This window comes from Telluria sp. B2 (assembly GCF_051789535.1).
Lineage (GTDB): Bacteria > Pseudomonadota > Gammaproteobacteria > Burkholderiales > Burkholderiaceae_D > Telluria.
On sequence record NZ_CP196525.1, the window covers coordinates 3,948,229 to 3,965,224 of the forward strand.

Sequence of the window (16,996 nt, forward strand, 5' to 3'; positions counted from 1 at the left end):
GTGTAGCAGCACGCGGCCAACTGCTCTATAGCCCAGCCGCGAGCATGCCTTCGTTGGCCGGCGCCCAGACGTTCCCGCTGCGCACGAATTTCTCGGTGACGACGATCCGGTACACGCCCTCCAGCACATCCCAGCCGTAGCGGTCGACCTCCACCCGTTCGTGCTCGACGCGCAGGATGTTGAAGGAATTCGTCTCGCCCCGGCCGCGGGTCGAGGTCGCGGTGCCGGCCTGCACCACCAGGGCCGCATAGGCGTCGATCTGGTAGCGCATGGCCGTGCTGGCGGCATGGCTCACGTGCATGTGGCCGGCGAGCAGCACATCGACGCCGCATTCGGCAAACACTTCCATCGCCATCGGCGCGCGGTTGACCAGGTCGCGCTGTTCGAAGGTTTCCGGCAGGTCGAAAGGATGGTGGGTGACGACGATGCGGGTGACGCGCGGATCCAGCCCGGCCAGTTGGTCGCGGATGCGCGCCACCTGCTCGCGGTTGACGCGCCCGTCCTTGATCGTCAGCGAGCGCGCCGTGTTGACGCCGACCACGGCGATTTCGTCGTCGACGAAGACCGGATCGAGGTCATCCGTGATGTAGCGCTTGTAACGGTCCAGCGGCTTGGCAAAGCGGCGGAACACGTTGTACAGCGAGATGTCGTGGTTGCCCGGCACCACGATCTGCGGGCCCGGCAGGGTGTCGAGGAAAGCGCGCGCCGCCTCGAACTCTTCGCTGCGAGCGCGCTGGGTCAGGTCGCCCGAGACCACCAGCACGTCGGGAGCGACGTTGTGGATCAGGTCGCGCAGCGGTCCCAGCAGCGCGCCGTCGACACGGCCGAAATGCAGGTCGGACAAATGCACAAGTGTACGCATCAGGTTTCCTCGTTCAGGTTCGTTGCGCTGCGCCGCGCGCGCGCGGCCTGGCGCCGGCGCAGGGTCGCCACGCCGGTCACGCAGATCGACAGCCAGGCGCAGCCCTCGGCGGTGGCCGCGAGCACGTCGGACAGGTAATGGGCGCCCAGGTAAAGGCGCGAGCCGGCCACCAGCGCCACCATCAGGCAGGCCAGCAGCACGATGCCGGCACGCCGCGCCCAGCCGTGCGCATGGCGCGTGAGGTAGCAGGCCAGTAGGCCGTAGAACAGGGTTGCGGCCACCGTGTGGCCGCTGGGGAAGCTGTAGGTGGAGAGCGTCAGCAGCGGCTCGTCGAAATGCGGGCGGGCGCGCTCGAAGGTGTGCTTCATCAGGACATTCAGCATCATCCCCCCGGGCACCGCCGCCAGCAGCGTGAGCATCCAGTGGCGCGCGCCGCGGCTGTAGAACCACCACCCCGCCAGCGCGGTGAGCGTCAGCATGCCCGGGGTGCTGTGCAGGTGAGTAATGCCCATCATGAAGTTGCGCAGGATGAGGCTTTGGTGGGCATGCGCATGCAGCCAGTTCGCCAGTTCGACGTCGAGCTGGGTAATCGGCGCGCCCGCCACGACCGCGCCGGCAATGCGGGCAAAACCGGCCATCGCCAGCAGCAAGACCAGCACGCCGACCGTCAGGTGCAGCCCGAACTCCTCCTCGGGCGAGACGCGGGCGGTGGCGAAGCGGTGCAGGCGGGCGGTAAGCGATTTGTCCATGCTCGGGCAAATGGGGGCGGATGGCAAAAACACCACAGTTAAAAAATTTTACTGGCTATTTGTACAGTACCTGTAGATTTATACAGTAGTTATGCTATTCTTTAGTCACTTGACCAACACAACAAACAAATAAAGGATCCGTCAATGACCACTCTGAACAACTCCTTCGGCCTGGAATACGCTCCTGCTCCTTTCATGATGCGCTTCGGCCGCCGCGAACTCTCGCTCACGCGTGACTTCCGCAAGCGCTTCTACCCGGTCAATCCCATCATCGAATGCGATACCGGCATCGAGGCGGGGCATGTCGAAGTACTGCTGTTCGGCCGCTGGCTGCTGATCCTTTCGAAAGCACACTGACGCATTCCTTCGCCCTCGGCCGGCGCCCTTGCGCACCGGCCGGGGCGCGGCCATCACATCACGGCAGCCATCGCGGCTGCCGTTTGCGTTTCCGGCCGCGGCGCATCGTTCTCTCTGCCGCCGCGCATTGATCCTATCAGCGAACGCGGCCCTTTCGCGCACAACTGGGCTTCCCTCCCCTGGCGCCGGAGCGCATGCAACACCTGTATCCCTGCACCTACGGCGCGCCAGCCCGGCCAAAAATGGCTTGAAATACGGCGCATGAACACGACCATGTCTGGTTCGACAAGACAGGTAGTGGCCCGGCCGCCATGGCGCGGGCTATCCGACTCCACCCAAAGGAAAGGAAAGCGACATGTCCGTAAAACTTCGCAACATCAGTGAACAGGTGATGGTGATTACCGGCGCCAGCAGCGGCATCGGCCTGACGACCGCACGCATGGCCGCCGAGCAGGGCGCCAAGCTGGTGCTGGCGGCCCGCAACGGCGATGCCCTCGACCAGTTGGCCAGCGAGCTGCGCCGCCAGGGCTGCCAGGTGGCCACCGTCGCCGCCGACGTCGGCAACCCGGCCGACGTCGAGCGCATCGGCCAGACGGCGATGGAACGGTTCGGGCGCATCGACACCTGGGTCAACAATGCCGGCGTGGGCACCTTCGGGCGTCTCGAGGAAGTGGCGCTGGAAGACCACATGCGCCTGTTCCAGACCAATTTCTGGGGCGTGGTGCACGGCTCGCTGGAAGCGGTCAAGCGCATGAAGCTGCGCGGCGGCGGCGCCCTGATCAACGTCGGCAGCGAAGTGTCGGACCGCGCCGCGCCGCTGCAGGGCATGTATTCGGCCTCCAAGCACGCGGTCAAGGCCTTCACGGACTCGCTGCGCATGGAACTGGAAAAGGAGGAAGCGCCGATCTCGGTGACCCTGGTGAAGCCGGCCGCGATCGACACCATGTTCACGCTGCACGCGAAGAACTACATGGACAAGGAAGCGGTCCTGCCGCCGCCCGTGTATGCGCCGGAGATCGTGGCCAAGGCCATCCTCTACTGCGCCCAGCATCCGAAGCGCGACATCTTCGTCGGCGGCGCCTCGAAGATGATTTCCTCGGGCAATGCCTACATGCCGCGCATGCTCGACCACTTCATGAACGCCGCCATGTTCAGGCAGCAGAAATCGAAGTTCGACAAGGCGCCGGGCCGGCGCGACGCGCTGCACGCGCCCGATCCAAGCCAGACGCTGCGCCAGCGCCAGGGCATGACCGAGCGCCACGTGGCGGAGAGCTCGCCCTACACCGCCGTGGCGCTGCGCTCCAGGCCGCTGACCACCGCCCTGCTGGGCGGCGGCGCGCTGGTCGGGGCCTTATTCGCGGCCCGTGGACTGTCCCGGCGGTTTGCTCGCTAGGAAGTCGGTATCGTCTTCCGTGAGCGGCAGGTCGGGGATGGATTCGACGCGGTCGGTACCGATGTCGGCGCCATCCTCGACCACCGTATCGCGCCCGGCGCTGGCGCGCTCGCCGGTGCCGCCCATGTCGCTGTCGGACGAGAAGTTGGCGTCGCCGACGTCGGGCCCGGCCGTGCCGCCGGCGGAGCTTTCCTCCTCCTCGTTGGTGCCGCGGTCGAGATGGACCAGCTGGTCGTCGTCGAGGTTGGACGCAAAGCCCGAACCGCCCATCACGTCGCTGCCGGTGTCGGACAGGTCGCTCGGGCCGAGGGCGTCGGTGCCGTGGCCTTTGCCCAGGCTACGGTCAGGTCGTTCCGGAAAGTTGTCCGGATCAAGGGTGCTGGCTCCAGTCATGATGCCTCCATACAGATTGTTAGCGGATAGTGTCAGACTACAGGCTTTCCTGTGCGCGCGTCGCAGCGCAGGCTTTCCGGCGCCTGGTTGAAAACTGCTTAAGAGCGCCTAACAAAACCTTCAGGGCAAGGCGCAGCGTCGAAGACAGTACACCTGTACGGCGAGACGATGCAACGCAGCCATGGAGGTTTTGTTAGGCGCTCTAAAACGCGTGGCGCATGCCGATATTGAAGGCCTTGTTGCCGCTGCCCGGCGCGCTCGCGTTGCCCACCGTGTAACCGGCGCCGTTGCGGTTCCTGATGTGCGAATAGGCCGCGTAGAAGTCGGTGCGGCGCGACACCGCATAGCTCGCCCCGATGGCCATCTGGTTGGCGTCCTGGTTGGCGAGGTCGCGGTCGTTCTTGCGGATATACGAAGTGAGCAGGGTGACGGAATGGTCGATCGGGATGGCCAGGCCGAACAGCACGTCGCGGCTGCTGTTCGAGGGCGTGCGGGCGATCCCGGCGCCATAGGGATTGTCCGGGTTGAACAGGGGCGAACTAGCCCAGCCGCGGCTCATGCTGTAGGCGGCGTAGGCGGTGCCCCAGCCCAGGCGCAGGTTGGCGGCCAGGATCGAGTTCTTCGAATTGGTGTCGTTGCTGGTCTTGCTGTTCAGGTTGACGCGTACCGCATTCTGGTTGCGGTGCGCCGCCCGAACCGTCAGGGGCCCGGCGGACAGGCCCACGGTCATGCCCCAGGCGCGCCCCGCCGCCGAGGTGTCGAGGTCGCGCGCGGCCCAGGACACGCCGCCCGAAAAACCGTTCGGGAAGGTCTTGTAGTACTGGACGCTGTTGTCGGTGCGGCGCGGTCCGCCGATCAGGTTGGTCGCGCTGCCGGCGGTGCCGCCCTTGAAGGGGTCGGCGACATCGGTCAGCGCCAGGTACTGCAGGTTGTACTGGCGCCCGATCGTGATCGCCCCGAACTCGCCGGAGAGGCCGACCCAGGCCTGGTGCTCCAGACGTTCGCCCTTCCCCTGTTCGCGTCCGGCGGCGCGGCCGGTATCGAGCCGCATTTCTGTCTCCAGGCCGAAGATCGCCGAGGTCGTCTGGCCGACCGCCTCGCTGCCATGGATGCCGATGCGCGAGGTCGAGGCGATGCCGCTGCCGACGCGCGTCGTACAACCCCTGGCGCAACCGCCCTCGCCGACCACGCCGGCGTCGAGCACACCATACGTCGTGATACCGCTCTGCGCCCAGGCAGCGGCGGCACTTCCTCCCAGCACAGCGATCGTGACAAGCGACTTCAGCATGGCGTATCCCCTCTACGCCTCTACATTACGCCTTCTCAAGCGGGTTCATCTGTCGAATAGCCCACATACAGCTCACCAGAATGGCTTGTGTTTTTGTAGGTAGATTCCGACGAGATTTATTTTTAGAAAGAAATTTCATCTGCTGTCAGGATTTATTCCGTCGGAAATATTTACAGCGTTCATTTTTTATGACGATCAGTACTTATATAAACGAAAGAATTCAGGCACTTACAGCTTTGGCCCGTAATTTGCTATTGGTAACCCGTCATAACAAAGGGGTTATCATGAAAGTGCGCTCTTATCTAGCAGCAATAGGCTTCTCCCTGCTTCCCTTATTCAGCCAGGCTGGCGTCATTTATGAATGGCAGGCTCTGAACGATGAGCTTCCATGGGGATTCACGCTCGAATTCGAATTCGACCATCGAACGGTCGCGAGCGGCGCATTCAGTTTCGACCACAGCGATCCATATGGCTACGACAAGGTTCCGCGCGGCGGCCTGCTGAACCTGCGCTATACCTTTCCGGGGGCCGGGGAGGAAATGCTTTACACATCGAAGACGGGTGGTTTTTCAACCGGTATCGGCTACCTGAACATGGCGCTCCGATTCGACGCCGACGGCTTCCTGAGCGGCAGCATGTATCTCAACAACGGGGTTCATCACATCGATCTCGCTTCAAGCGGGCGGACCTTCACGGTCATCGACGCCAATAGCGACGAACAGATGGAAGGCGCCGGCTGCACCTGGGAGACGCCATACTGCGGCGGGGCCAGCGGGTATGTCAGGCGCGTACGCGAAACCGCCGACATTCCCGAACCGGGCTCGCTGGCCCTGCTGGGAGCGGGACTGGCGGGTGCAATGCTGTCGCGCCGGCGCAAGCGTGCCGTGTGAATCAGCGCTACGCACGCTGTCAGGAAAGCCTGCCCCGTGCAGGCTTTTTTCGTTTACCCGGAACCTGTTCGGTTCGGTCGCTGGCGGGCGCTGCGGCAAGAATGATCCATTACTCCACGCAGCCAGCTTCGGCTTACAATTGATGACTCGACAAAACATACCGAAGGTCACGTGCAGGCCATTCCCCATTACGATCAGAACGCCGGACAGCTCGTCTCCCAATACGAATCGCTGACATTCGAGCATGTGCACCCTGCCCTGCTCGAACAGCTGCCACCGCCCGGCTCGACGATTCTGGACGTCGGCGCCGGCTCTGGAAGGGATGCCGCCTGGTTTGCATCCCAGGGATACGATGTCGTCGCCGCCGAGCCCTCGGACGCCATGCGTACGCTCGCGCGCCAGCGCCATCCTTCGCCCCGCATACGCTGGATGGCCGACAGCCTGCCGGACCTGGCCCAGGTACGTCGCCTGGGACTCACCTTCGACCTGATCCTGCTCTCGGCGGTCTGGATGCATGTACCGCCGGCTTCGCGCCAGCGTGCCCTGCGCAAGCTGGCAACGCTGCTGTCGCCGAATGGACGTATCGCCATCAGCCTGCGCATCGGCCCTCCCGATACCGGTCGGGCCATGCATGAGGTGACGCTGCCGGAGCTGACGGCGCTGGCCCAGCAGTTCGGCCTCAGGCTGGTACGCACCGACGACAGCCCGACAGGCTGGGCCGGGCCGGCATCTCGTGGACGACTGCGGTTCTCGGACTGCCCGATGATGGCCTGGGCGCGCTTCCGCTCCTGCGCCACCTGATCCTCACGGACGGGAAGTCATCGACCTACAAGATTGCCCTGCTGCGCATCCTCGCCCGGATCGCCGATACCGCGGCGGGTGCGGCGCGCCATGAATCGGAGTCCGTGGTCCTGCCCATGGGCCTGGTGGCGCTGTTCTGGCTGCGCATGTACAAGCCGCTCATCGAGGGTGGCCTTCCGCAGATGCCGCCTAACCGGGCCGGGAATGCGCCAGGCTTCGTGACCGCAAACTTCACCGCCTTGCGCCCCGTTCGCCCGGTGGATCTGCGTGCAGGCATGCAGTTCCATGACGACACGGCGCGCCACCTTCACGGCAGCCTGTGGGAGATCGCCAGGCTGGTCCGCGAGATGCCGGTCAGGTACCTGCGCTGGCCGGCGAGCGATGAAAACATCTTCCACATCAGGCACCAGCGCCGCACGCCGACACCGTCAAGCCTGCGGATCGACGATGCGTTCCTGTGGAGCTTCGGCGAGTTCCACGTTCCTTTCCAGATCTGGGATGCGCTCAGCCACTATAACGTGTGGGTCGAGCCGGTTCTGGTTGCGGAGTGGGTGCGCCTGATGGAGTCCTATGCAGGGCAACTCGGGCCGGCGATCAGCCAGTCCGCGTATTCCCTGCTTGCCTGGGCGGATCGCGAGCGCGACACCAGGTTCGCGCGTGCCGCGGTCGAACGGCTTCGCGCCCACGGAAAGTCCCTCTACTGTGTCTGGTCGGGCCAGCGCCTGCGGGAGGGCTACGACATCGACCATTGTTTCCCCTTTGCCGCCTGGCCCTGCGGGGACGCCTGGAACCTGATGCCCGCATCGCGCAAGATCAACAACGAGAAGTCGAACCGGCTGGTCACGCAAACGGCCCTGGGACGGGCCAGCGAGCGGATTACCGAATGGTGGGAAGAGGCCTTCCTGTCGGCGGGGACCGATGCGCGTCAGCGCTTCTTCCTCGAAGCCGGGCAAACCCTGCCGATGCTGGAGGCGGCCGCTTCACCGGCAGACCTGATCGATGCGATGAAGGTGCAGCGCATCCGCCTGGCCAAGGACCAGGGCTTGCGCCCGTGGGAGCCGGCGGCGACGGGTCGGCGTCCCGTACTTGATGCGGCGCTTGAATGAACAATGCGTCGAGTGAACAGGAGACGGCTGGCTGGGTTGCAGACATCATTTCCGCAACTGGGCGCTTCAGGAGGCCAGGCAAACATCGCCAAATCGGAGATCGACAATAAAAAAGCCCTTGTTGTACAAGGGCTTATCTACGAATTCTTGGCGGAAGCGGTGAGATTCGAACTCACGAACGGGTTCCCCCGTCGGCAGTTTTCAAGACTGCTGCCTTCAACCACTCGGCCACGCTTCCTTAGGGAACCGGCATTATACATAAATCATCCCGGCCCGGGCAGTAGCACGGCTCTGGCGCGATTACCCTACCCCAACAGCAGCCAGTTCTCGCGCAGCCCCTGCTCGAAGCGCGCGGCCGGCAGCGGCGCGGCGTACAGGTAGCCCTGCACTTCGTCGCAGCCGTTCTGGCGCAGGAACTCGAGCTGTTCGAGCGTTTCCACGCCTTCGGCGATCACGCGGTGGCCGAGCTGGCGGCCGATGCTGATGATGGTGCTCGCAATGGCGCAGTCGCTGGCGTCGTGCGGGATGCCGGTGGTAAAGGAGCGGTCGATCTTGAGGGTGTGGATCGGGAAGCGCTTCAGGTAGGACAGGCTGGAATAGCCGGTGCCGAAGTCGTCGAGCGAGAGCGCGACGCCCAGGGCGTTGATGCGGTCCATGATGCCGATCACGCGGTCGATGTCGTGCATCAGCGTGCTCTCGGTGATCTCCAGCTCCAGCCAGCACGGCGCAAGACCGTAGCGCGCCAGCGTTTCCGCGACGCGGTTCGGCAGCGACTCGGTGAATTCGCGCGCCGACACGTTCACGGCCAGGCGGAAAGGCTGCATGCCGGCGCGCTGCCACACGGCGGCCTGGGCGCAGGCCTGCTCCAGCACCCACTCGCCTACCTGGACGATGAGGCCGGTGGTCTCGGCCAGCGGGATGAAGTCCGAAGGCGGGATCAGGCCGCGCTCGGGATGGACCCAGCGCACCAAGGCTTCAGCACCGACAATTTTGTCGGTGCCAATTTCAAACTTCGGCTGGTAGCACAGCATCAGTTCGCCGTGTCCGAGCGCGTGGCGCAGGCCGGACTCGATGCGCATGCGCTCTTGCATGCCCTTGTTCATGTCCAGGCTGTAGAAGGCGACGCTGTTGTCGGGGTTGGCGTGGACTTCCTTGGCGCGCTCCATCGCGATATCGGCCGCGCGCAGGAGGGTGTCGGCATCCATGCCGTCCTGGGGATAGACGCTGATGCCGACGCTTGCGCCCACGCTCAGGTCGTGGCCGTCGACCAGGAAAGGGGCCTCGAGCGCGGCCTGGAGCTTTTGCGCGACCGTGGTGGCCTCGAAATGCTGGCGGATATCGAACAGGCCGACCGCGAATTCGTCGCCGGCCAGGTGCGCGACCACGTCTTCCTCGCGCAGCGCGCTGCGAAAGCGCGCCGCCACCTGGCGCAGCAGTTCGTCGCCGATGCGGCGTCCCAGCGTGTCGTTGACCAGCTTGAAGCGGTTCAGGTCGACGAACAGCACGCAGCCCGAGAGCTCGTTGCGCTGGGCGACCATCAGGGCCTGGTCGACCAGGCGCGTGAACAGGGTGCGGTTCGGCAGGCCGGTCAGTTCGTTGTAATAGGCCAGGTGGTGCAGCCGCTCTTCGGCGCGCTTGCGCTCGGTGATGTCGGTCAGGTAGGCGATCAGGCCGACCGGGCGCTCCTCGAGGTCGCGCAGCGGCGACAGCGACAGGCTGGCCCAGAATATCTCGCCTGATTTCTTCCGTCGCCGCACCTCCATCATGCGCCCGCCCTGCTCCGCGAACACGTCGGGCACGCGCTTGTCCTCGTCCTTGTCCTCGTCGGCGTACAGGAAGAGGATGTTGCGCCCCACCGCTTCCAGCGCGGTGTAGCCGAACAGGCGCTCGGCGCCCTGGTTCCAGCTGGTGATGTAGCCCATCTGGTCGAGCGTGAGGACCGACTCGTGGATCTGGTCGAGGATCTGCGACTGGTGCGCCAGTTGCGCCTCGACCTGGGCGTAGGCATGGGTGGCGCGCTGGGCCAGCGAATGCACCTGCAGCAGCGTGCCGGTCAGCGCGGCCAGGCTGGCGAGCTGGCGCCGGTCCTCGCCGTCGTAGTCGGCGCGTCCCGCCACTTCGTAGAAACCATAGTAATTGCCGTCGACGCGGATTTCCTGGTGCAGCGCGTCGTTGGCGCTCGCCGCGCGCGGCGCGGGGATCGCCAGCGCCAGCGGATCGGTGGCGGCGAAGCAGCCCTGCGGGCTGGCCAGCAGGGCGCGCGCGATGCGGCCGAGTTCCTCGGCCAGGGCCTCGCCGCGCAGGCGCATGACAGCCTCGCCCAGCACCGCGCTGCAGGACGCGAAGTCGTGGGTGGGCAGGGCCAGCAGCTCAGACATTGCGGCCCACCTGGATCGCCCAGTGGAAAGCATGCAGCTGGCTACGCCACCAGGACGCGGGGTCGACGCCGGCCTGGGCCAACGCATCGAGGCCTGGAACCTGGCCCGCTTCGATCAGGCGCAGGCGCGCGCCGAGCAGGCCTTCGCGGCGCAGCAGCGCGTCTTCCACGTGCTGCGGCAGGCGCAGGTCGCCGACGATCTCCGCCATGCGCATGCCGAGCAGCGGCTCGAGCAGCGAGAAGGCGCCGGCCATGAAGGCCAGGTCCTGCTCGTCGCGCTCGCCGCCGTCGGTCTTGCACAGCATTTCGAGTTGCGCCGCGCGCAGCGCCGCCAGCGGCAGCAGGGGGTTGCGCGGGCCGTCGGCCTCGACGCGCGCGTACAGCAGCAGTTGCAGCCAGCGCTGCAGCTGGCGCCGGCCCAGGAGCGCGATGGCTTGGGTGAAACTGGTGATCCGGGTGCTGACCGCGAAGGCCGCGGAGTTGACCAGCTTGAGCAGGTGGTAGGACAGCACCGTGTCCTGCTTGAGCAGTTGTTCGAGTTCGCACGAATCGGCGTCGCGCGCGAGCAAGGCCAGCAGGGCGAGCAGGCGCCGCCGCGAGGGGCCCTCCTCCACAGTGTCGGCGCCGGGATGCAAAGGGTAGTCGCCGCTGAACCAGTCGAAGCCGGCCTGTGCGCAAGCGCGCAGGCGGCGCGCGTCGCCGATGTTGTAGGCAAGGTGGGGGCCGAACAGCGTCACCAGGCTGCCGGGCATGGGCGTGGGCAATGCGGCGCCACAGTCGCGCGCCACGCCGCGCAGCGTGGCCGGGCGCGCGAGGCCCGCGGGCGGCGCGCCGTCGAGCAGGATGCGGTAGCCCTGCTCCTGCAGGGCGGCCAGCTGGCGCGCGGCGCCGTCGAGGGCCAGCGCGCCAGCATCGATGACCAGCACCACGCGCTGGGGCGGCAGTTGCGCCAGCAGCGCCGGCGCCAGCCGGGCTGGCGTGTCGAGCAGCAGCACGCAGTCGAGCGGCGCGATCGCCGCCAGCAGGTCTGCCGTTTCCGGCAGCAGGGCCGCGTCCGTGCGCAGATCGAGGCTGAGCGCCACCCACTCGTTCCGCCCATTGGCGATCGGGCGCATCTGCACCAGCGGAAACGGGGTCAAGTCCAATGCGGCCATCGGAAATCTCTGAGTAGGTGATCGAGGCATATTAGACGAGCAATTAGCTGAAAGCAACTTATTTTGTTTCCTGAAAGACACATTAGCTACGTGATAATACGTAGTCGGCCGGGCTGTGGGAGGCGTTAGAATCTTGCGCTTGCCATTTGCATAATGGTGCAAGATAGAAGTGCATACCCGGATCGGAGAAAGCCGGCCGCGCCACCGCTCGCGGAGACGCACCGGAAGCACCGCATCTCACGAAAAAAAACTGAAGGAGCCACCATGAAAAGCCTCGGAAACAAGCTCGGCTGGGCGGCGCTCTCACTCCTCGGCGCGTTCGCGCTCGCTTATGTGGCCCTGCGCCGCGGCGAGTCGATCAACGCCGTGTGGGTGGTCGCCGCGGCCGTCTGCGTTTACCTCATCGCCTACCGTTTCTACAGCCTGTACATCGCCACCAAGGTGATGGGACTGGACGCACGTCGCCAGACGCCCGCCTACAAATACAATGACGGCCTCGACTACGTGCCGACCAACCAGTACGTGCTGTTCGGCCACCACTTTGCCGCCATCGCAGGCGCAGGCCCTCTCGTGGGACCGGTCCTGGCCGCGCAGATGGGCTACCTGCCGGGCATGATGTGGATCCTGGCCGGCGTCGTGTTCGCCGGCGCGGTCCAGGACTTCATCGTCCTGTTCATGTCGATGCGCCGCGACGGCCGCTCGCTGGGCGACCTGATCAAGTCCGAAATGGGTGAGATCCCGGGCATCATCGCGCTCTTCGGCACCTTCATGATCATGGTCATCATCCTTGCAGTGCTGGCCCTGATCGTCGTCAAGGCGCTGACCGGCTCGCCCTGGGGCACCTTCACCGTGATGGCGACGATCCCGATCGCCCTGTTCATGGGCCTGTACTCGCGCTACTTCCGGGTCGGGCGCATCGGTGAAATCTCGCTGATCGGCTTCGTGCTGCTGATGCTCGCCATCGTCGGCGGCCAGTGGGTGCACGATTCGCCGACCTTCGGCCCGATGTTCACCTTCACCGGCGTGGAGCTGACCTGGATGCTGATCGGCTACGGCTTCATCGCCTCGGTCATCCCGGTCTGGCTGCTGCTGGCCCCGCGCGACTACCTGTCGACCTTCCTGAAGATCGGCACCATCGTCGCGCTGGCCATCGGCATCCTGCTGGTCGCCCCGCACATGCAGATGCCGGCCGTGACCCGCTTCATCGATGGCACCGGCCCGGTCTGGTCGGGCAACCTCTTCCCCTTCCTGTTCATCACCATCGCCTGCGGCGCCGTTTCCGGCTTCCACGCGCTGATCTCCTCGGGCACCACGCCGAAGATGATCGAGAACGAAACCCACGCCCGCTTCATCGGCTACGGCGCGATGCTGATGGAATCGTTCGTCGCCATCATGGCGCTGGTCGCCGCCTCGACCATCGATCCGGGCATCTACTTCGCCATGAACGCGCCGGCCGCCGTGCTCGGTACGACCGCGCAATCGGCTGCGGCCGCCGTGTCGAACTGGGGTTTCGTGATCACGCCCGAGGCGCTCACGCAGATGGCCAAGGACGTCGGCGAGCACACCATCATCTCGCGCGCCGGCGGCGCGCCGACCCTGGCGGTGGGCATGGCCAACATCCTGGCGAACGTCGTCGGCGGCAAGGCAATGATGGCCTTCTGGTACCACTTCGCGATCCTGTTCGAGGCCCTGTTCATCCTGACCGCGGTGGATGCGGGTACCCGCGCCGGCCGCTTCATGCTGCAGGACCTGCTGGGCGCCTTCGTGCCTTCGCTCAAGCGCACCGAGTCGCTGCCGGCCAACTTGCTGGCCACCGGCCTGTGCGTGGCTGCCTGGGGCTACTTCCTGTACCAGGGCGTGGTCGATCCGCTGGGCGGCATCAACACCCTGTGGCCGCTGTTCGGCATCGCCAACCAGATGCTGGCCGGTATCGCGCTGATGCTCGGCACCGTGGTGCTGTTCAAGATGAAGCGCGGCCAGTACGCCTGGGTCACCATCGTACCGACCATCTGGCTGCTGATCTGCACCCTGACCGCCGGCTGGCAGAAGATCTTCCACGAGAACGTCAAGGTCGGCTTCGTTGCCCACGCCCAGAAGTTCCAGGCGGCGCTCGACCAGGGCCAGATCCTGGCCCCGGCCAAGTCGCTCGACGAGATGCGCAGGATCATCTTCAACGACTACGTCGACGCCACGCTGGCCGGCTTCTTCATGGTCGTCGTGATCGCGGTGCTGTTCTACGGCATCAAGACCGTGATGAACGCGCGCAACAGCAGCAACCCGACGGTGAAGGAATCGCCGTTCGTCGCTGCGCCGACCGCACAGGTGCAGTGATGCTCGCCGCCCTCGCCCAAGCCGGCAAGTACCTCGGGCAAAGCATGCGCCTGATGGTCGGCCTGCCGGAGTACGACACCTACCTCGCGCACATGGAGCGCGAGCATCCGGGCAAGCCGGTCATGACCTACGAGGAGTTCTTCCGTGAGCGCCAGGAGGCGCGCTACGGCTCCGGGCGCAGCGGCGGCTGCTGTTAAGAAGCAAGACGTAAATCAGAAGTAAGGAGGCGGGAAGACAGCCGGCAATCGCCGGCAGCCTTCCCGCCTTTTCTTTTCCTTTCCTTTTCCTCTCCCCTTCTCGTCCCTCCCTTGCGCATTTGCGTTCGCGCAAAGCCGCCCCCTCCCCTACAACGTATATTTTTTCTTGCAGGAATTTGCATTTCTGCAAGGAGGGCTTGCGCGCCGATCGACGCCGGGTCCGCATCCCAACGGCCCCCTGCGACCATCCATGCCGAACCTCGAGCGTTCCAGCCTGAACCGGAAGTTGACGATGATGTCGCTGCTCTCGACCGGCAGCGCCCTCGTCATCGTCTTCATTGCCTTCGCCCTCGCCTCAATCCACAACGGCCGCAAGGACGAGGGCATGCAGCTGTCCTCGCTGGCCGGGGTGGTCGCCACCAACAGCGCCGACGCCCTGGTGTTCAACGACCGCAGCCTGGCCAGCGCCCTGCTGGCCGCGCTCAAGGCCAAGGAGGAAATCTCCAGCGCCGCCCTGTACGACCGCAAGGGCAAACTGTTTGCCGCCTACCGCTCGCCGGCCCACGCCAACGAAAAGCCGGCGCCGCAGCTCGCCGCCTTCGACGCGGCCGCACTGGCGCAGGCCAACCTGATCGGCGCGCGCCTGTGGTCGCCGCGCATGCGCCTGTACCGGCCGGTGACCAGCGGCCAGGCCCAGGTCGGCGTGATCGTCATCGAGGTCGACCTGGTCGCGATGTGGCTCGACATCGCCAGCAGCGTGGCCGTGATCGGCGCCGCCATGTTCGTCTCGCTGCTGGTGTCGCAGGCGGCTGCGCGCCGCTTCACGCGCTCGATCACCGATCCGGTCACGCAGCTGATCCAGACCGCGCGCCAGGTCTCGGAAAGCCAGAACTACACCCTGCGCGTGCCGCACCAGCGCAACGACGAACTGGGCGCCCTGATCGACAGCTTCAACGACATGCTGGCCCAGATCGAAGGACGCGGGGCGGCGCTGGTGAACCACCGCGACGAGCTCGAACGCCAGGTGTCGGTGCGCACCGAGCAACTCGAACGCGCCAAGAACGCGGCCGAGGCGGCCAGCCGCGCCAAGAGCGCCTTCCTGGCCACCATGAGCCACGAAATCCGCACCCCGATGAACGGCGTGCTGGGCATGGCCGAGATGCTGCTCGGCACCGAGCTGTCCGAGGCCCAGCGCAACTACACGCGCCTGGTCAAGCGTTCGGGCGAACACCTGCTCGTGATCATCAACGACATCCTCGACTTTTCGAAAATCGAGGCCGGCAAGCTCACCATCGAGTACATCAACTTCAACCTCTGGGACCTGCTGGAAGACATCCACACCGTCTACACCCCGCAGGCGCAGGCCAAGGGTATCGCACTCGACTTCGACATCGCCAACGACATCCCGGTGGCGATCTGCGGCGACCCGAACCGGCTGCGCCAGATCATGGCCAACCTGCTCGGCAACGCGATCAAGTTCACCGAGCAGGGCCGGATCGACGCCCGCGTGCGCATCGCCAGCGAAGACAGCCAGGCCGTGATGCTGCGTTTCGAGGTGCGCGACACCGGCATCGGCATCTCGCGCGAAGCGCGCAGCCGCATCTTCGAGGCTTTCTCCCAGGCCGACGACTCGACCACCCGCAAATACGGCGGCACCGGCCTGGGCCTGGCGATATCGAAGCAGCTCGTCGAGCTGATGGGCGGCACGATCGGCGTCGATAACGGGAAGCAGGGCGGCTCGGTGTTCTGGTTCACGGTCGGCTTCGACAAGCGCCGCGTCGATCCGGACGTGCCGGGCGTCGCCACGCCGGGCGTCGCCGCGTCGGGCGGGCAGCAGCACACCATCGACGATCTGCGCGTGCTGGTGGTCGACGAGGACGGCGCCAGCCGCGTCGGCCTGGAACGCCACCTGGCGGCCTGGCGCGTTACCTGCGAGGGCGCCACCAGCGCCGCCGAGGCCCTGGAAAAGCTGGACGCCGCCGCGCGCGCCGGCCGGCCCTTCGACGCGGCGGTGCTCGACATGGAACTGAAGCAGTCGAGCGGACTGCTGCTGGGCGCGACGATCAAGACCAATCCGGCTACCCGTGCAACGCGCCTGATCCTGCTCAGCCCCGAGCGACTGGCGGCAGACCCGGTGCAGCGGCGCGCGGCCGGCGTGGCCTACCAGCTGATCAAGCCGGCGCGCGCGGCCGACCTGTTCGCCTGCCTGGCCACGCGCCCGCGCGGCAGCACGGCGCCGGCGCCGCAGTTCGTGCCGCCGCCGTCCGAGCCGCGCCCGGCGGGCCTGGCGCGCGTGCGGCGCGTGCTGCTGGCCGAGGACAATCCGGTCAACGTCGAGGTGGCCAGGGCCATGCTGGAAAGCCTGGGCCTGCAGGCCCAGGTTGCCCGCAACGGTCTCGAAGCCCTGCAGGCGGTGCGCGCCGGCGACTACGAGGCGGTGCTGATGGATTGCCAGATGCCGGTGATGGACGGCTTCGCGGCCACCACCATGATCCGGCGCGAGGAACGCGAGGCCGGACGGGAACGCACCATGCCGGTCATCGCGATCACCGCCAACGCGCTGCAGGGCGACCGCGAAGCCTGCCTGGCGGCAGGCATGGACGACTACCTGTCCAAGCCCTTCACCCAGCAGCAGCTGGCGGCCGTGATCGGGCGCTGGATCGCCCTGCCGATTGCCGGCAGCGTGCATCACGGCGACGCGCCGCCTGCCCTGCCGGAAGAAGCCCGCGAAGTCATCCACCGCGACGTCATCAACACCACGGCTCTCGAAAAGATCCGCGCGCTCAGCCGCGACGGCGGCGACGCCCTGGTGCAGAAAGTGGTCAACGCCTATGTGGGCGACGTTCCCCAGCACCTGCACACGCTGCGCCAGGCGATCGGCGCAACCGACGCCGGCACCGTGAAGCGCATCGCGCACAGCCTGAAGTCGGCCAGTGCGAACGTCGGCGCCGAGACCCTGGCCGGCCTGTGCAAGGACCTGGAGCACCTCGGCCGCGCCGACACCATCGAGGGCGCGGACACGCTCCTCGCCGACATGGAACACGAATTCCAGGCGGTCCGGTATTCGCTGACCGCCATGCTAGAGAAGGAAACATGAC

General features: G+C 65.9%; 14 protein-coding genes and 1 tRNA gene. 8 read left to right on the forward strand and 7 right to left on the reverse strand.

Annotated features, from left to right (window positions below):
• Positions 1-25: 25 nt before the first annotated feature.
• Together ACSUZJ_RS17595 and ACSUZJ_RS17600 are read right to left on the reverse strand one after the other, a co-directional pair.
• Complete coding sequence (locus ACSUZJ_RS17595) at positions 26-862, reverse strand: metallophosphoesterase family protein (RefSeq protein WP_499410289.1); 837 nt, start codon at positions 860-862, stop codon at positions 26-28.
• Positions 862-1,611: a phosphatase PAP2 family protein gene (locus ACSUZJ_RS17600; protein WP_499410291.1), complete on the reverse strand. Its 750-nt coding sequence runs from the start codon at positions 1,609-1,611 to the stop codon at positions 862-864. Before ACSUZJ_RS17600 ends, ACSUZJ_RS17595 begins: the two co-directional genes overlap by 1 nt.
• A 144-nt stretch (positions 1,612-1,755) precedes the next feature.
• Between ACSUZJ_RS17600 and ACSUZJ_RS17605 the strand changes: the two genes are divergently transcribed.
• The gene (locus tag ACSUZJ_RS17605) at positions 1,756-1,968 is read left to right on the forward strand and encodes a hypothetical protein (RefSeq protein WP_499410293.1); all 213 of its coding nucleotides are present in this window, start codon (positions 1,756-1,758) and stop codon (positions 1,966-1,968) included.
• Positions 1,969-2,323: 355 nt separating this feature from the next.
• Positions 2,324-3,361 (forward strand): SDR family oxidoreductase, encoded by a 1,038-nt coding sequence (locus ACSUZJ_RS17610; RefSeq protein ID WP_499410295.1) that lies wholly within the window; start codon positions 2,324-2,326, stop codon positions 3,359-3,361.
• On the opposite strand, the gene ACSUZJ_RS17615 is transcribed toward ACSUZJ_RS17610, so the two are convergent.
• Both ACSUZJ_RS17615 and ACSUZJ_RS17620 read right to left on the reverse strand, forming a co-directional pair.
• Positions 3,320-3,754: a hypothetical protein gene (locus tag ACSUZJ_RS17615; RefSeq protein WP_499410297.1), complete on the reverse strand. Its 435-nt coding sequence runs from the start codon at positions 3,752-3,754 to the stop codon at positions 3,320-3,322. The two genes, ACSUZJ_RS17610 and ACSUZJ_RS17615, sit on opposite strands and share 42 nt — an antisense overlap.
• A 202-nt stretch (positions 3,755-3,956) precedes the next feature.
• A complete protein-coding gene (locus ACSUZJ_RS17620; RefSeq protein ID WP_499410299.1) occupies positions 3,957-5,042 on the reverse strand; it encodes a porin in 1,086 nt (361 codons plus the stop codon).
• 284 nt (positions 5,043-5,326) lie between these two features.
• Here ACSUZJ_RS17620 and ACSUZJ_RS17625 point away from each other — a divergent pair, with 284 nt between their 5' ends.
• The 3 genes from ACSUZJ_RS17625 to ACSUZJ_RS17635 all read left to right on the forward strand — a co-directional run bounded on the left by ACSUZJ_RS17625 (position 5,327) and on the right by ACSUZJ_RS17635 (position 7,839).
• Positions 5,327-5,932, forward strand: coding sequence for a PEP-CTERM sorting domain-containing protein (locus ACSUZJ_RS17625; protein ID WP_499410301.1), 606 nt, complete (start codon positions 5,327-5,329; stop codon positions 5,930-5,932).
• Positions 5,933-6,103: 171 nt separating this feature from the next.
• A complete protein-coding gene (locus tag ACSUZJ_RS17630) occupies positions 6,104-6,733 on the forward strand; it encodes a class I SAM-dependent methyltransferase (protein WP_499410303.1) in 630 nt (209 codons plus the stop codon).
• Positions 6,733-7,839 carry a DUF8808 domain-containing protein gene (locus tag ACSUZJ_RS17635; RefSeq protein WP_499416583.1) on the forward strand — a complete coding sequence of 369 codons (1,107 nt, stop codon included), beginning with the start codon at positions 6,733-6,735 and terminating at the stop codon, positions 7,837-7,839. Before ACSUZJ_RS17630 ends, ACSUZJ_RS17635 begins: the two co-directional genes overlap by 1 nt.
• 148 nt (positions 7,840-7,987) lie before the next feature.
• Here ACSUZJ_RS17635 and ACSUZJ_RS17640 read toward each other — a convergent pair.
• The 3 genes from ACSUZJ_RS17640 to ACSUZJ_RS17650 form a co-directional block, all read right to left on the reverse strand.
• Positions 7,988-8,077, reverse strand: a tRNA-Ser gene (locus ACSUZJ_RS17640).
• A 67-nt stretch (positions 8,078-8,144) separates the two neighbouring features.
• Positions 8,145-10,217, reverse strand: a complete 2,073-nt coding sequence (locus ACSUZJ_RS17645; protein WP_499410305.1) for a putative bifunctional diguanylate cyclase/phosphodiesterase — start codon at positions 10,215-10,217, stop codon at positions 8,145-8,147.
• Complete coding sequence (locus ACSUZJ_RS17650; RefSeq protein WP_499410307.1) at positions 10,210-11,370, reverse strand: HDOD domain-containing protein; 1,161 nt, start codon at positions 11,368-11,370, stop codon at positions 10,210-10,212. The genes ACSUZJ_RS17645 and ACSUZJ_RS17650 overlap by 8 nt, the downstream gene beginning before the upstream one ends.
• 264 nt (positions 11,371-11,634) lie before the next feature.
• Between ACSUZJ_RS17650 and ACSUZJ_RS17655 the strand changes: the two genes are divergently transcribed.
• The 3 genes from ACSUZJ_RS17655 (at position 11,635) to ACSUZJ_RS17665 (ending at position 16,995) form a co-directional block, all read left to right on the forward strand.
• The gene (locus ACSUZJ_RS17655; RefSeq protein WP_499410309.1) at positions 11,635-13,701 is read left to right on the forward strand and encodes a carbon starvation CstA family protein; all 2,067 of its coding nucleotides are present in this window, start codon (positions 11,635-11,637) and stop codon (positions 13,699-13,701) included.
• Positions 13,701-13,898, forward strand: a complete 198-nt coding sequence (locus tag ACSUZJ_RS17660) for a YbdD/YjiX family protein (protein ID WP_312553521.1) — start codon at positions 13,701-13,703, stop codon at positions 13,896-13,898. Before ACSUZJ_RS17655 ends, ACSUZJ_RS17660 begins: the two co-directional genes overlap by 1 nt.
• 250 nt (positions 13,899-14,148) lie before the next feature.
• On the forward strand, positions 14,149-16,995 hold the full coding sequence (locus ACSUZJ_RS17665) for a response regulator (protein ID WP_499410310.1): 2,847 nt from the start codon (positions 14,149-14,151) through the stop codon (positions 16,993-16,995).
• Position 16,996 lies beyond the last annotated feature (1 nt).